Here is a 12,576-nt window from a genome sequence, read left to right as displayed (position 1 = left end):
ACGTGTTCGAATATTAAGTCAATTGCAAACCGCCGGAAGGACCGTCGGGCCCCCAGGGAGGAGGAAACGCCGCACGAGCATCCCGAGGACGACGGGCGGAACAGCTCTCAGCGGGCCCGCCGCGCTCCCCGGCCCTATGCTGAGCTCGGACGGCTGCTGCGATCGGACGGCCGCACGGCAGAGCGGCAGCGGCCCTCGTCACGACGGAGGGATGTGCGGCATGGCGGAGAGCTACCGGTACGACGTGGAGATCCTGCACCTGCTCGTGTCCCCGGCCCACGCCTACTTCGGCCGCGCCCGGGACGGCGCCGCGGACGTCCCCAGCACCGACGCCGACCGGGCCGAGCTGGTGGCCGGCAAGGGCGTCGTCGGCGACCGGTTCTTCGGCAAGGCCGCGCACCTGGACGCCGCCGTCACCCTGCTGGCCGTCGAGGCGCTCGAGGCCATGGCCGAGGACCTGGACGCGCCCCCGTTCGACCCGCTCCTGACCCGGCGCAACGTGGTTCTCCGGGGCGCCCAGCTGGCCCCGCTGCTGGGCGAGGAGTTCGCACTGGAGTCCCGGGGCGAACTCGTGCGGCTCCGCGGCGGCCGGCCGGCCCACCCGTGCGCCTGGATGGACCGGGTGCTCGCCCCCGGCGCGCACGCCGCCATGCGGGGACGAGGAGGCCTGCGCTGCCGGCCGCTGTCCAGCGGTGTCCTGCACCGCGGACCGGCCGTGCTGCACAGCCCGGTCCCGCTCGACCCGGAGCAGGCCGGGGCGGCGGTCCTGCGGCGGCCGTCCCGGTTGCCGTGATCGCCTCCCGGTCCTGACGGGAGCTTCCCGTGCGGCCGGCTTCTTCCCGTGCGCACCGGCGATCTGCCACGGGGCGCCCGCCGGCACGAACTCGGGCGACCGTGGCCCGGTGCGTCCGACGGCGGTCACCGTCGGACGCACCGGCTCAGGCCTGCGCGAGCTGGGGCAGCACCGCCTCCCCGAAGGCGTCGAGGAAGCGGCCCTGCTCCTGCCCCACGTGGTGCAGGTAGATCTCGTCGAAGCTGAGCTCGGCGTACTCGTGCAGCCACTGGGCGTGCCGGCCGAGGTCGGCGGAGACGTTGACCGCCCCGGCGACCTGCGCGTCCCCGACGTCCTCCTGGACCGCCTTGCGCAGGTAGTCCTGGGGCGAGGCGAGCTCGGCCATGGTCACGGGGTCGAAGACGTTGGTGCGCCACTGGTCGAGGGCGATCGCCCGGGCCTGCTCCTGAGTGGCCGCCCAGCTCAGGTGCACCTGCAGCGCGGCGCGGCCGGTGCCGCCGGCCTCGCGCCAGGCGTCGAGCATCCGGCGCAGGTCCTCCAGGGGCTGCTGGACCGTGATGAACCCGTCGGCCACGGGGGCGAAGCGGCGGACTGTCGTCGGGGTGAGCGCGGCCACCAGCAGGGCGGGCGGGACCTCCGGCGGGTCCCAGATCCGGGCGCGGTCGGCGTGGAAGGGTTCGCGGCAGGACACCTCCTCGCCCGCGTGCAGCCGCCGGACGACGTCGAAGCTGCCCTCGAGGAACCGCTGCCGCTGCTCCTTGGCCGGCCAGTCCGGGGCGACGGCCCGCTCGTTGAGCTTCTGCCCGCTGCCCAGGGCGGTCCAGACCCGGCCGGGGAACATGCGGGCGAGGGTGGCCGTGGCCTGGGCGGTGACCACCGGGTGGTAGCGCCGGCCCGGGGCGTGCACGAACCCGAACGTCAGGTCCGTGCTGGCCAGGGCGGCGCCCAGCCAGGACAGGGCGAACCCGGAGTGGCCCTGGCGCGGTGACCACGGCTCGAGGTGGTCGGAGCACATGGCGGCGCCGAAGCCGGCCTGCTGGGCGTGCCCGACGTCGAGCAGCAGCTGCTCGGGAGGGATCTGCTCGTGGGAGGCGTGGAAGCCGATCGTCGCCATGGGGTCCTCCGGTCGAAGGCGGGAACAGAGAGGTGGGAACAGGTGAGCTGGGGACGGACGAGCCCGGAACGGGTGAGCTCGGGACGGACGAGCCCGGAACAGGTGAGCTCGGAACGAATGAGCCCGGAACGGGTGAGCTCGGAACGGACGAGGGCGGGAACAGGGCAGGACCGGGAGGGGCGGGTGCCGGTCAGCCGGCCGCGCCCCGGAGCTCCTCGGCGGGGGTGCAGACGTTGCGCAGCTCGCCGATCCCCTCGATCTCGGTGACGACCTCCTGGCCGTCGCGCAGCCAGATCCGGCGGGGCTTCTTGGCCAGGCCCACGCCGGCGGGAGTGCCGCAGGCCACGAGGTCCCCGGGCTCGAGGGTCAGGAACCGGCTGAGGTACTCGACCAGCTCCACGGCGGAGAAGATCATCCGGTCGGTGCCGGAGTCCTGGTGCAGCACGCCGTCCACGGTGCAGCGGATCGCCAGTCCCGCCTCGGGGTCGACCTCGTCGGGGGTGACGACCACGGGACCCACCGGGGTGGTGCGGTCGAAGTTCTTGCCCTGGAACCACTCGGAGGTCCGGCCCTGCCAGTCCCGCACCGAGATGTCGTTCATGACGGTGTACCCGGCGATCGCGGCCCGCGCCCGGTCGAGCGTGGCGTGGCGCAGGGGCGAGCCGATCACCACGGTGAGCTCGGCCTCCCAGTCGATCTTCTCGGACTCCTCCGGCATGGCGATGGGGTCGGTGGGGCCGATGAGCGCGGTGGCGTACTTCGCGAAGATCGTGGGGTGCTTCGGGATCTCCTGGCCGACCTCCTCCGCGTGGTCGTAGAAGTTCAGGCCGGCGCACAGGATCTTGCCCGGGCGCAGGACGGGGGTCGCCAGGTCCGCGGGGGCCGGCGCGGGACCCGGCTCCCCCGGCAGGTGCAGGTCACCCCCGGCCAGGAGGGCCCCGACGTCCGGGACGGGAAGGTAGACGGTCCGCCCGTCCTCCTGCCGGAAGGCCTGGGTGGTGCCGTCGCGTCGCACGGTGCCGAGTCTCACGGATGCTCCCTCACGTTCTGCGGTGCGGTCTCCGTCCGATCCTATGCACCCCCGGTGCGCCTATGCACAGCGCACCACCTGCGCCCCCGAGGCGCTCGTGGCCGCGAACAGCCGCCAGCGGCCGGTGTCGAGGGTGTGGACGAGCTCGAGGGTCAGCAGCTCGGAGCGGGCGTTCAGCTGGACCTGGACCCGCCACATCTGCTGGTCCACCGCCCCGATCCCGCGGTCCTGGGGCAGCCGCGCGTCCTCGGACCACCAGGCGCGGCGCTCGTACCAGCGGACGGGGTCCTGCGCCACCCGGTAGCTCCGCCCGCGCCAGCGCACGCCCACCGGCACCCCGTCCGTGTCGCAGTCCACGTCCACGCTCTCCGTCAGAAAACCCACGACGGCTCCTCTCTCCCTCGGCCGGCGCCCGTCCCGCGGTGCGCCCTGTCCCCTGGAAGCTAGAACACCTGTACGACACGCTAACCCCGGGGAGCACTACCAGGGAACAGGTGTTCCCCGCGACGCACTGTTCATGACAGTCGTTCGCATTCGCAATTCGCAGGCGGGGAGCATGGACAAGCCCAGCGAAATGGATACGCTGAGAGCACGGAGGGCGTGCCCTGCGCGACCCGCCCGGACGTCCCTTGTCCCTCGTCCGCCCCGCCGGCATCCACCGGCGTCGACCTCACGGAGGCCTCCCATGACCGGAACCATCACGCTGATCGCCCACACCGCGCAGAACACCAGGACCCCCGCGGTGACCCTGCGTCCGGCCGCCCCGGAGGACGCCGAGAGCCTCGCCCAGCTCTACTACTCCTCCTACGAGCAGGGCGGGGTCTCCAGCCTGGAGGAGGCCCACGAGGTGATCCGGGGGGTCTTCGACGGGGAGTACGGGCCCTTCCTCCCCGAGGCCTCGCCGGTGGTGGTCGACGACGACGGGACCGTGGTGGCCGCAGCGCTCGTGCTGGCCCGGCGGGTCGGGGAGGACCTCCCCGACGTCCCCTACATCTTCGAGCTGTTCACGGCGGCCTCCCGCCGGCGGCAGGGCCTCGCCGAGCAGCTCGTGCGCTGCGCCATGAGCACCCTCTACGACAACGGTCACGACCAGGTCTGCCTGCGGATCGCCGAGGACAACGCGGCGGCGCTCGCGCTCTACCTCACGCTCGACTTCAACCGCTGGGTCCCCGAGACGGACTACGTCTGAGCCCGGCCGGCGCTCCGGAGCCGGGGGCGCGCAGACGACGCCCCGGAAGTCACCGCCCCAGGAGCCACCGGAGAGGCGCCGGACAGAGACACCGACAGAGACACCGGCAGAGACACCGGCAGAGGTGCCACGGGGAAGGCCCGGGGTCCGCAGCAGCGGACCCCGGGCCTTTTCCGTGGCCGGGTCAGAGCGCGAACTCCTCCCGGGCCGGGGGCTCGACGGCGACGTCGACGAACCGCGCCCAGCGCAGGCCCACCTCGACGAGCCGGGTGGACTCGGGCTCGTGGCCGCCGGAGCCCGGGTGGCGGGCCTCCAGCCGCTGCCCCGCCTCCTGCGCCGCGTCGCCCTCGAGCACCGCGGCGTCGCCCTCGAGCTGGAACTCCTGGCCCGTTCCGGAGACCAGCACCAGGGAGACCCTCGGGTCGGCGCCGATGTTGGAGAACTTGCGGCTGGCGATGTTCGTGCCGAAGACCAGGCGGCCGTGGTCGTCCGCCACGAGGTTGACCCAGGCGGACTCGGGGTATCCCTCGTCGCTGTTGGTCGCCACGACGCCACCGCCGTGGGCGCGGACGAAGTCCACGATGCGGCCGACGGCGTCCGGTGAGGCAGAGGTCATGGAGGGGCTCCTTGGGGACGGGGACAGGTCAGGCCCCACGGTACGCGCTCAGAACAGGGCGGGCTGCGGCACCACGAGCTCCGGGGAGTTGTTGCGCACGTTCCCGACCGCGGGGTCCACCGGGTCGAGCACCCAGCGGGCCGCCGTCCGGTGCGCCTCGGCCCGCACCAGGTCCACGAGCTGCGGGGCGTCCTCCTCCCCCGGGCGCAGCCAGTCCCCCACGTGCTCGGGCGCCAGCGGGATCGGCATCCGGTCGTGCAGGCCGTGCAGCTCCGTGAGCACCGGGTGCTCGGCGGAGGGCTCCGGGGAGTCGGTGGTGAGGACGGAGCAGGACAGCAGCCACGTGCTTCCCGCGCCGTCCCGGCCGGGCTGCAGGGCCGCGGAGTGCAGCTCCGCGCCCTCGGGCACCCGCCACCACTCGTAGATCCCGGCGAACCAGATGGTCTCCTCCGGGTCGGCCGGGTGGACGTAGTAGGGCTGCTTGCGCCCGCCCCGCCCGGCCCCGGGCTCCTTCTTCCACTCGTAGTAGCCGTTGGCCGGGACCGCGCAGCGGCGGGCCCGGACCGCCTTGCGGAAGGACGGCTTCTCGAGCACGGTCTCCGACCGGGCGTTGAACATCTTCGACCCGACCGCCGGGTCCTTGGCCCAGCCCGGGACCAGGCCCCAGCGGGCCACGTGGAGCTCGCGGACCAGCTCACCGCCGTCCTCCCCGCCCGTCAGGCGCTCGAGGACGATCGGCACGTCGGTGGTGGGCGCGGTGTTCCAGTTGGCCCGCAGCCGCTCCTGGTCGGCGTCGCCGCCGAGGCTCTCGTCCGGGACGGCCCCGGTCTCGGCCACGAGGTCGCCCACGGCCCGGGCGATGACGTAGCGTCCGCACATCTGCTGCCTCCTCGGTCTGCCCGGCTCGCGGCCGGGGCTCAGTCGGTGAGCTGCCCGTACCCCAGGTACTCGGAGTACATGCCGTACACCTTGCGGATCCCGCGCTCGACGTCGGCCACGGTGGTGCCCGGCCGCAGGTCGTCCACGGCCCCCGCGGTGGTGGGGTCCCAGTCCAGGTCGAGGGCGGCGTAGACGTCGGTGAGCACCGAGCGGATGGGCTCGGACTGCTCGACGACCAGCACCGTGGAGAAGTACCAGGCGCCGGCGACCACCCGCTGGGCGGTCCCGGCCAGCTTCACCTTCCGGCCCGGGGTCGACGACGCCGCCGGGTGCGTCCCGTGCACGCTGTGCTCGCCGGCGCAGTACTCGCCCGGGATCTCGCCGACGTCGGCCTCGACCTCGAGCTCCTCCAGGGCGGCCACGATCATGTCGCCGAAGAGGCGGTAGCGGTCCTGGATGCCCGAGGTGGGGTCCTCGGCGGACTCGAGGTGGTCGATGATCAGGCACCCGCCGTGGTAGGCGGCGGCCCGGCCTCCGACCTTGCGGACCAGGGGCTCGAACCCGCTCTCGCGGGCGGCCCGGGAGGCGTCGGCGAAGCCAGGGCGCAGCTCGTCCCGGCGGCCGAAGGCGACCGTGGGGGCCGGTTCGTAGAGGCGCAGGACGGGCCCGCTGCGGCGCACGTCGGCGAGGAGGGTCATGGCGCTCTCGTAGTCCTGCTGGGCGCCCAGGGACTCGCGCTGGCGGAGAATTTTCATGCTGGTCCCAGTCTAGTGGCGGATCCGGACGGTCCTGCGGCGGGTCACGGCCGGGCGATCCCGCTGCCGCGGAACCACTGCCCCAGGGCCAGGGCGCTGGCCTCCACCTTCTCGGCCCACGCGACCGCCTCCTCGTCGGCGGCGTCGGAGACGTGCTTGACCATCCGCAGCGGCACGCCCAGGTGCCGGCAGGCCACCGCGACCGCCCAGCCCTCCATGTCCACGAGGTCCGCCCGCGCGGCGAGGGCGTCCCGGGTGGGCCCGCCGGCCACGAAGGAGTCGCCGGTGGCGAGCACGGGCCCGTCGCCGCCGAGCTCGATGACGTTGTCCACGGGGATCCCGGCCGCGCGCAGCAGCTCCTCGTCCACGTCCCGGTTGATGATCCGGGAGGGCTCGAGCACCCCGGTCAGCCCGTGCCTCAGGGCGCCGGCGCTGCCGATGTTGAGCACCGTCAGCTCCGCCCGGCGCGCGGGGTCCGGGCAGCGGGTCAGCACCGCCTCGGTGGTGCGCACGGCCGCGGCCGACATCCCGACGCCCGTCAGGACCAGGTCGATGTCCTCCGGGAAGTACTTGGTCTCCAGGGGGTGGGCGGCGAGAACGAGCAGCTGTGGCACCCCGTCACTCTATCCGCCCTCTCCTGCTGCCTCTGCCGCCGAGCCCCCGTGCCCGGCCGTCCCCGCCGCGGCGTCCCCCCACCTGGGGACGCGGCGGGACGGCGCCCGGAGATGGGACGTCAGGCCGGGCGGGCGGCGAACAGCGCGGCGAGCCGCCGGTCGGACTCCGCCTGGGCGTCGAGGTCGTACGCGCCGCCCGTCACGAGCAGCTCGTCCGCCCCGGTCCGCGCGAGCAGCCGCTCCAGCTGCGCCCGGACCTCCGGGGCCGTGCCGTGGACCGAGCCCGTGAGGGCCTCCTCCACGAGGGCCCGCTCCCGGTCCGGGAGCCCGTCGGCATCCGGTGACCGCGCGGGCGCCAGGGGCGGGAACTCCCCCCGGGTGCGGGAGGCGGCCAGTGCGCGGGCCTCGGGCAGCAGCAGCTCACGGGCGGCCGCGCGGGTGCGCGCCACCGCGACGTTCGCCGAGACGACCACGTGCGGGGCCGGCCACCACGACGACGGGCGGAACTGCGCGCGGTACCGCTCGAGCACCGCGGCGCCGCCGCCGGGGCCCTCGCGGAAGAGCGCCGGGCCGCCGAGCACCACGGCGAGTCCCGCCCGGGCGGCGGTCTCCACCCCGGCGCCGGTCGCCAGGACGAAGACCGGCGTCGCGGCGTGGTTCCGGGGCCGGGCGGTCACGGGGGCCGCGCCGGAGAGGTGGGCGAGCAGCTCCGTGAGGTCGGCCTCGAAACGGTCCGCGGCCTCCTTCCCGGTGCGCAGCGCGTCCCGGACGGCGGCGGTGAACCCGAGGGAGCGGCCCACGCCGAGGTCGATCCGGCCGGGGTGCAGGGCCTCGAGGGTGGCGGCCTGCTCGGCGACGACGAGGGGCTGGTGGTTGGGGAGCATGATCCCGCCGGAGCCGATCCTGAGGCGGCGGGTCCGGGCGGCCAGGGCGGCCATCAGCACCGCCGGCGCGGACCCGGCGATCCCGGGCACCCCGTGGTGCTCGGCCACCCAGAACCGGTGGTAGCCCAGCTCCTCCGCGCGCTCGGCCCGCTCCAGGACGCGGGCGAGGTCCTCGGCCTCCGTGGAGCCGTCCCGGGTGCCGGCGCGGTCGAGGAGGGAGAGCGGAACGTCGGAGAGGGGCATGGTGCGCACAACCGGGACGGCGCCGGAAGCATTCCGGGCCGCAGGCCCTGCGGGTCCGGGAGCCGCGGGTCCGGGAGCTGCTCAGCCGGCGCGGCCGAGGGCTTCCTCGGCGGCGACCCAGCCGAGCATGGCGCACTTGACGCGGGCCACGAACCGGGACACCCCGGCGAAGGCGGCGGCGTCGCCGAGGACCTCCTCGTCCGGGACCACGGTGCCCCGGGAGCGCAGCAGGTCCCGGAACGCCCCGATCAGCTCCGCCAGCTCGGCCCGTGTCATCCCGGGGGCGGTCTCGGCCAGCACGGAGGCCGCGGCCATGGAGATCGAGCAGCCCTCGCCCTCCCAGCTGAGCCGCTCGACCACCGGCTCCGCGCCCTCGGCGGCAGGCACGAGCTCGACGCGGACGGTGATCTCGTCCCCGCACGTCGGGTTGTACTGGTGGGACTCCCCGCTCCCGTGCCCGGGGTCCGGGGTGGCCAGCCCCTCCCCGGACCGCCGCTTGGCGTGGTCGAGGATGACCTCCTGGTACATGCCGTCCAGCGCGCTCATCGTCGTCTCCTCGGTCGGTCCGGATCGGTGCGCACGGGCTCAGCCGGCCACGCGGAAGTAGGCGCGGACCCCGGCCAGTTCGGCCAGGAACCGGTCGACGTCCTCGGTGGTGTTGTAGAGGTAGGCGCTCGCCCGGGTGGACGCGGTCAGCCCCAGCCGGCGGTGCAGCGGCTGGGCGCAGTGGTGGCCCACCCGCACGGCCACCCCGGCCACGTCGAGGACCTGGCCGACGTCGTGGGCGTGCACGCCCGCCACGTCCACCGCCGCCAGTCCCACGCGGTCCGCGCCCGGGGCCGGGCCGATCAGCCGGACCCCCTCGAGCTCCGTGAGCCCGGCCGCGAGCCGCTGTCCCAGCTCGTGCTCGTGGGCGGCGACCCGCTCCATCCCGATGCCCTGCAGGTAGCGCACGGCCTCGGCCAGCGCCACGGCCTGGGCCACGCGCTGGGTGCCGGCCTCGAAGCGGGTCGGGGCGGGCAGGTACCGGGCGCCCTCCATCGTGACCTTCGTGATCATGGACCCGCCCGTGAGGAAGGGAGGCATCGCGTCCAGCACCTCGGCCCGCCCCCACAGCGCCCCGATGCCGGTGGGCCCGAGCATCTTGTGCCCGGAGAACACCGCGAAGTCCACCCCCAGGGCGGGCAGGTCCACGGGCAGGTGCGGCACCGACTGGCAGGCGTCCAGCACGCTCAGCGCCCCGGCCGCCCGGGCCAGGCCCACCAGGGCCTCGACGTCGGTGACCGCACCGGTGACGTTGGAGACGTGGCTGAACGCCACCACCCGGGTGCGCTCGCCGATGACCTCGGCGGCGGCCCCGAGGTCGAGGGCGCCGTCGTCGCCGACCGGGATCCAGCGCAGCACGGCCCCGGTGCGGGCCGCCAGCTCCTGCCACGGGATGAGGTTGGCGTGGTGCTCGAGCTCGGTGGTCACGATCTCGTCGCCCGGGCCGAGCCGGAAGCGCTCGGCCTCCTGGCCCCCGCGCCCGGCCGTGGCGTTGGAGAACGAGTAGGCGAGCAGGTTGATCGCCTCGGTGGCGTTGGAGGTCCACACCAGCTCCCGCTCGGTGCCGCCCACGAAGCCGGCGACGACCCGGCGGGCCTCCTCGTAGGCGTCGGTGGCCTCCACGGCCAGCGCGTGGGCCCCGCGGTGGACCGCGGCGTTGCGGTGCACGTAGAAGTCCCGCTCGGCGTCCAGGACGGCCAGGGGCTTCTGGGAGGTGGCCCCCGAGTCCAGGTAGACCGTCGGTGTGCCGGTCAGCAGGGGGAAGTCCTCCCGGAGCGCACGCACCTCGGGATCGGTCAGGGGCAGCACGTGGTTTCCTTCCATGCTCCGACACTGTACGTCCCGGGCCGGGGCGCCGGACGGCCGGGCGCCCCGCGGCGTCACGACCCCGTCAGCGATGGCGGGGCCGCAGGTAGGTGTTGCCGTTCGCGTCCTTCTCGACCACGAACTCCTCCTGCAGGTCCTGGTACCACTGCTGCGTCTGCGCACTGGCCTCGGCGCCCCTGAGATCCCGGGGGCTGCGCACGGCGGGCCCGTAGAACCGCATGGTGAAGTCGTCGAAGCGCCGGAACAGGCTGCGCCTGGGCCGGGCGGGCTCGTCGTCGGAGTGCTGGTGCTTGCGCATGCTGTCCTTCCGGGTGCTGGGTCGGGGCCGTCGGTGCCGGTCCGCGTGCTGCTCCGCACCGGGGGTCCGGTGCGGGACCGGCGTGTCGCAAGGCCTGTGGCGCGGCCGACGCCCACAGGGGTCCTGCCCCCATGATCTCCCGCCCGGCGGCGGGAGGAGAAACCGGCACGGACCGCGAGGGGACGCCGGCGGCGGGGGCCGGGGTGCGGACCCGACCGGACCGGTGCGGGGGCTCACCAGGGGATCAGCCGCGCACGAGGCGGACCAGCAGACCGGCTCCGACCAGCACCGCGCCGGACGCGGTGAGGAGCCACAGCCAGCGGTACGGCGCGACGAGGGCCCAGCGCCAGGGGTGGCGGGCGTGGTAGTAGACCGTGACCTCCGCCCCGGCCGCGGGCGCGGGGGACGGAGGGTGCGGCCAGGACTCCTCGTGGATCTCGTACCGGGTGGTGTGCCAGCGCAGCCGGTGCCGGCCGTCCTCGACCAGGTGCACGGCCGAGGTCCTGACCCACCAGGCGTACAGGCACCGGACGAGCAGTGCGGCCACCAGCAGGGCCCATCCCGCCGTGAGGCACGCGGCGCTCACCACCCCGGTGCGGGCCATCTCGCTGAGCTCGGTCACGGAGGCGAGCCTATCGCCCCGTCCGCCGGGGACGGTCCGCCCCGCACGGCGGGGCACGGCCGTCCCGGTCCTGTCGCCCAGCTTCGTGCTCCGCTCCGGCCCCCGCCCTGCCTCCTGCCCCGGCGCCGCACGTTCCGGACCAGGGGCGTCAGGCCCAGGGCGCCGCCGCGAGACGGGCGAGGACCGGCCCGAAGTCGTAGGCGGTGGTGCTGTTGGTCATCATGACGATGCCCAGGCCGCGGTCCGGGTAGAGGCGCATGACGTTCCAGAAGCCGGCGCCCGTCCCGTAGTGCTCGACCCACTCGTGGGCCCCCGGAGCAGGGCGGCGGAACCAGCCGATGCCGTGGTCGAACGGCCGTCCCGGGTGGGCGATCGTCCGCATGGACCGGGCGGCGTCCGCGGACAGCACCCGGCGTCCGTCGATCTGCCCCTCCCCCAGGTGCAGGCGCAGGAACCGGGCGGCGTCGAGCACGTCGCCCACCAGGCCCCCGAACGCGGGACCGTCGACGTGGAAGGGGCGCAGGCCCAGGTGCGCCCCCGTCCGGGAACCGGCCACCCCACGGGGCAGCAGGAGGCGCAGCAGGGGATCGGCGAGCCGCGGGGCACGCAGATAGCCGGTCGCCGCCACGGCGCCCTGCGGGCGGGCGAACCCGGTGCGGGTCATGCCCGCCGGGCCCAGCACCGTCTCGCACAGGGAGGACTCGAAGGACGTCCCGGTCACCGCCTCGACGACCTCGCCCAGGGCGAGATAGCCCACGTTGGAGTACCGGGCCCGCTCCCCCACCGGATACCGGTACGCCCGCCGACGGCGCATCAGCCGGCGCAGCAGGTCGCCGGCCGGCGGCGGCGGGGCCCCGGCCGGGTGGACCCACCGGATCGGCAGCGGATTGGACAGGCCCGCGGTGTGGGTGAGCAGCTGCTCCACCGTCGGCCGGGCGCCCCCGGGGGCCGGCGGGAAGTCCAGGTGCTCGTCGACGGGCGACTGCAGGTCCAGCCGGCCGGCCTCGGCGAGGGCCATGACGGCAGTGGCGGTGACGGGCTTGGTCATGGAGAACCACGGGTAGGCCGTGCCCGGCGTCGCGGGGACCCGACCGGCCAGGTCGGCCAGTCCGAAGCCTGCCGCGCAGAGCAGGCCGTCCCGGTCGGTCACCGCGAGGGAGAGCCCCGGGACGTGCCCGGCGCGCATCATCGCCGCCACCGCGTCCTGCAGCTCGGCCGGCAGGGGCCCCGGGGCAGGCGTCGAGGCGCGGTCACCGGGCGAGGAGCTGTGCATCGGAACCTCCGGGAGCGGGCCGCGGAGGTCACCGCCGCCCGACAGGACCACGGTGCGGCCGGACTCCCGATCCGTCAAGGGCGCCCGGACCTCCGGGCCGGACAAGACGCATGTCGACCGACGACGCCCGGCCCGACCTCGAGGGACGGACCGGCCGGGAGCTCTCCGCAGTGGGCGGCGACGGCTCGTGCTGCACCGCGGGCGCCGTGCCGGAGCCCGCCCGTTCGCGGCAGGAGGTCACGATCGGGAACACCCCTGGTGACGGCGATCGTTGCAGGAGTAAACTGGAGCCCTCAGCTGTTGCGCCTCGGCTCCGGGACGACGTTCCCGGAGCCACCGGTTCCCCGGAAGGCGCGCCGCGCCCCGGGGGACATCTCCCGGTCGACCGGGGGTC

General features: G+C 74.9%; 15 protein-coding genes. 2 read left to right on the top strand and 13 right to left on the bottom strand.

Features of this window, described 5'->3' with window-relative positions; translation table 11 throughout:
* Positions 1–220 precede the first annotated feature (220 nt).
* Positions 221–793: an MOSC domain-containing protein gene (locus tag ACPYN7_RS04235; RefSeq protein WP_424346778.1), complete on the top strand. Its 573-nt coding sequence runs from the start codon at positions 221–223 to the stop codon at positions 791–793.
* A 145-nt stretch (positions 794–938) separates the two neighbouring features.
* Here ACPYN7_RS04235 and ACPYN7_RS04230 read toward each other — a convergent pair whose 3' ends face one another.
* The 3 genes from ACPYN7_RS04230 to ACPYN7_RS04220 all read right to left on the bottom strand — a co-directional run bounded on the left by ACPYN7_RS04230 (position 939) and on the right by ACPYN7_RS04220 (position 3,321).
* Positions 939–1,907: a TIGR03885 family FMN-dependent LLM class oxidoreductase gene (locus ACPYN7_RS04230; protein ID WP_424346777.1), complete on the bottom strand. Its 969-nt coding sequence runs from the start codon at positions 1,905–1,907 to the stop codon at positions 939–941.
* 190 nt (positions 1,908–2,097) lie between these two features.
* Complete coding sequence (locus ACPYN7_RS04225) at positions 2,098–2,937, bottom strand: fumarylacetoacetate hydrolase family protein (RefSeq protein WP_424346776.1); 840 nt, start codon at positions 2,935–2,937, stop codon at positions 2,098–2,100.
* A 60-nt stretch (positions 2,938–2,997) separates the two neighbouring features.
* A complete protein-coding gene (locus ACPYN7_RS04220; protein ID WP_424346775.1) occupies positions 2,998–3,321 on the bottom strand; it encodes a DUF6504 family protein in 324 nt (107 codons plus the stop codon).
* Positions 3,322–3,622: 301 nt separating this feature from the next.
* Between ACPYN7_RS04220 and ACPYN7_RS04215 the strand changes: the two genes are divergently transcribed.
* On the top strand, positions 3,623–4,126 hold the full coding sequence (locus tag ACPYN7_RS04215) for a GNAT family N-acetyltransferase (RefSeq protein ID WP_058872708.1): 504 nt from the start codon (positions 3,623–3,625) through the stop codon (positions 4,124–4,126).
* 184 nt (positions 4,127–4,310) lie between these two features.
* Here ACPYN7_RS04215 and ACPYN7_RS04210 read toward each other — a convergent pair whose 3' ends face one another.
* The 10 genes from ACPYN7_RS04210 to ACPYN7_RS04165 form a co-directional block, all read right to left on the bottom strand.
* Entirely contained in the window at positions 4,311–4,742 is a 432-nt protein-coding gene (locus tag ACPYN7_RS04210; RefSeq protein ID WP_424346774.1) for a pyridoxamine 5'-phosphate oxidase family protein, read from the bottom strand.
* Positions 4,743–4,790: 48 nt separating this feature from the next.
* A complete protein-coding gene (locus ACPYN7_RS04205) occupies positions 4,791–5,621 on the bottom strand; it encodes an SOS response-associated peptidase (protein WP_424346773.1) in 831 nt (276 codons plus the stop codon).
* A gap of 38 nt (positions 5,622–5,659) precedes the next feature.
* The gene (locus tag ACPYN7_RS04200; protein WP_424346772.1) at positions 5,660–6,376 is read right to left on the bottom strand and encodes a lipoate--protein ligase family protein; all 717 of its coding nucleotides are present in this window, start codon (positions 6,374–6,376) and stop codon (positions 5,660–5,662) included.
* 44 nt (positions 6,377–6,420) lie between these two features.
* Positions 6,421–6,990 carry a nucleosidase gene (locus ACPYN7_RS04195; RefSeq protein WP_424346771.1) on the bottom strand — a complete coding sequence of 190 codons (570 nt, stop codon included), beginning with the start codon at positions 6,988–6,990 and terminating at the stop codon, positions 6,421–6,423.
* Between the two features lie 119 nt (positions 6,991–7,109).
* The gene (locus tag ACPYN7_RS04190) at positions 7,110–8,117 is read right to left on the bottom strand and encodes an MsnO8 family LLM class oxidoreductase (protein ID WP_424346770.1); all 1,008 of its coding nucleotides are present in this window, start codon (positions 8,115–8,117) and stop codon (positions 7,110–7,112) included.
* An 81-nt stretch (positions 8,118–8,198) separates the two neighbouring features.
* A complete protein-coding gene (sufU, locus tag ACPYN7_RS04185; RefSeq protein ID WP_058872713.1) occupies positions 8,199–8,663 on the bottom strand; it encodes a Fe-S cluster assembly sulfur transfer protein SufU in 465 nt (154 codons plus the stop codon).
* Positions 8,664–8,702: 39 nt separating this feature from the next.
* Positions 8,703–9,986, bottom strand: a complete 1,284-nt coding sequence (locus ACPYN7_RS04180; protein ID WP_424346769.1) for an aminotransferase class V-fold PLP-dependent enzyme — start codon at positions 9,984–9,986, stop codon at positions 8,703–8,705.
* A 67-nt stretch (positions 9,987–10,053) separates the two neighbouring features.
* Positions 10,054–10,287 (bottom strand): hypothetical protein, encoded by a 234-nt coding sequence (locus tag ACPYN7_RS04175; RefSeq protein ID WP_058872715.1) that lies wholly within the window; start codon positions 10,285–10,287, stop codon positions 10,054–10,056.
* A 244-nt stretch (positions 10,288–10,531) separates the two neighbouring features.
* Positions 10,532–10,909, bottom strand: coding sequence for a hypothetical protein (locus tag ACPYN7_RS04170; RefSeq protein ID WP_424346768.1), 378 nt, complete (start codon positions 10,907–10,909; stop codon positions 10,532–10,534).
* Positions 10,910–11,057: 148 nt separating this feature from the next.
* A complete protein-coding gene (locus tag ACPYN7_RS04165) occupies positions 11,058–12,182 on the bottom strand; it encodes a serine hydrolase domain-containing protein (RefSeq protein WP_424346767.1) in 1,125 nt (374 codons plus the stop codon).
* Positions 12,183–12,576 lie beyond the last annotated feature (394 nt).

It is taken from the genome of Kocuria sp. CH-021, from assembly GCF_049716185.1.
GTDB lineage: Bacteria > Actinomycetota > Actinomycetes > Actinomycetales > Micrococcaceae > Kocuria > Kocuria cellulosilytica.
Note: the sequence above shows the minus strand (reverse complement) of the source record. Positions and strands in the feature narration are given on the sequence as shown.

Bases quoted from the DNA above. Each gene is read 5' to 3' on its own strand.
- ACPYN7_RS04235 (WP_424346778.1), top strand. From the start codon at position 221: ATGGCGGAGAGCTACCGGTACGACGTGGAGATCCTGCACCTGCTCGTG.
- ACPYN7_RS04230 (WP_424346777.1), bottom strand. From the start codon at position 1,907: ATGGCGACGATCGGCTTCCACGCCTCCCACGAGCAGATCCCTCCCGAG.
- ACPYN7_RS04215 (WP_058872708.1), top strand. From the start codon at position 3,623: ATGACCGGAACCATCACGCTGATCGCCCACACCGCGCAGAACACCAGG.
- ACPYN7_RS04210 (WP_424346774.1), bottom strand. From the start codon at position 4,742: ATGACCTCTGCCTCACCGGACGCCGTCGGCCGCATCGTGGACTTCGTC.
- ACPYN7_RS04205 (WP_424346773.1), bottom strand. From the start codon at position 5,621: ATGTGCGGACGCTACGTCATCGCCCGGGCCGTGGGCGACCTCGTGGCC.
- ACPYN7_RS04200 (WP_424346772.1), bottom strand. From the start codon at position 6,376: ATGAAAATTCTCCGCCAGCGCGAGTCCCTGGGCGCCCAGCAGGACTAC.
- ACPYN7_RS04190 (WP_424346770.1), bottom strand. From the start codon at position 8,117: ATGCCCCTCTCCGACGTTCCGCTCTCCCTCCTCGACCGCGCCGGCACC.
- sufU (WP_058872713.1), bottom strand. From the start codon at position 8,663: ATGAGCGCGCTGGACGGCATGTACCAGGAGGTCATCCTCGACCACGCC.
- ACPYN7_RS04180 (WP_424346769.1), bottom strand. From the start codon at position 9,986: ATGGAAGGAAACCACGTGCTGCCCCTGACCGATCCCGAGGTGCGTGCG.
- ACPYN7_RS04175 (WP_058872715.1), bottom strand. From the start codon at position 10,287: ATGCGCAAGCACCAGCACTCCGACGACGAGCCCGCCCGGCCCAGGCGC.
- ACPYN7_RS04165 (WP_424346767.1), bottom strand. From the start codon at position 12,182: ATGCACAGCTCCTCGCCCGGTGACCGCGCCTCGACGCCTGCCCCGGGG.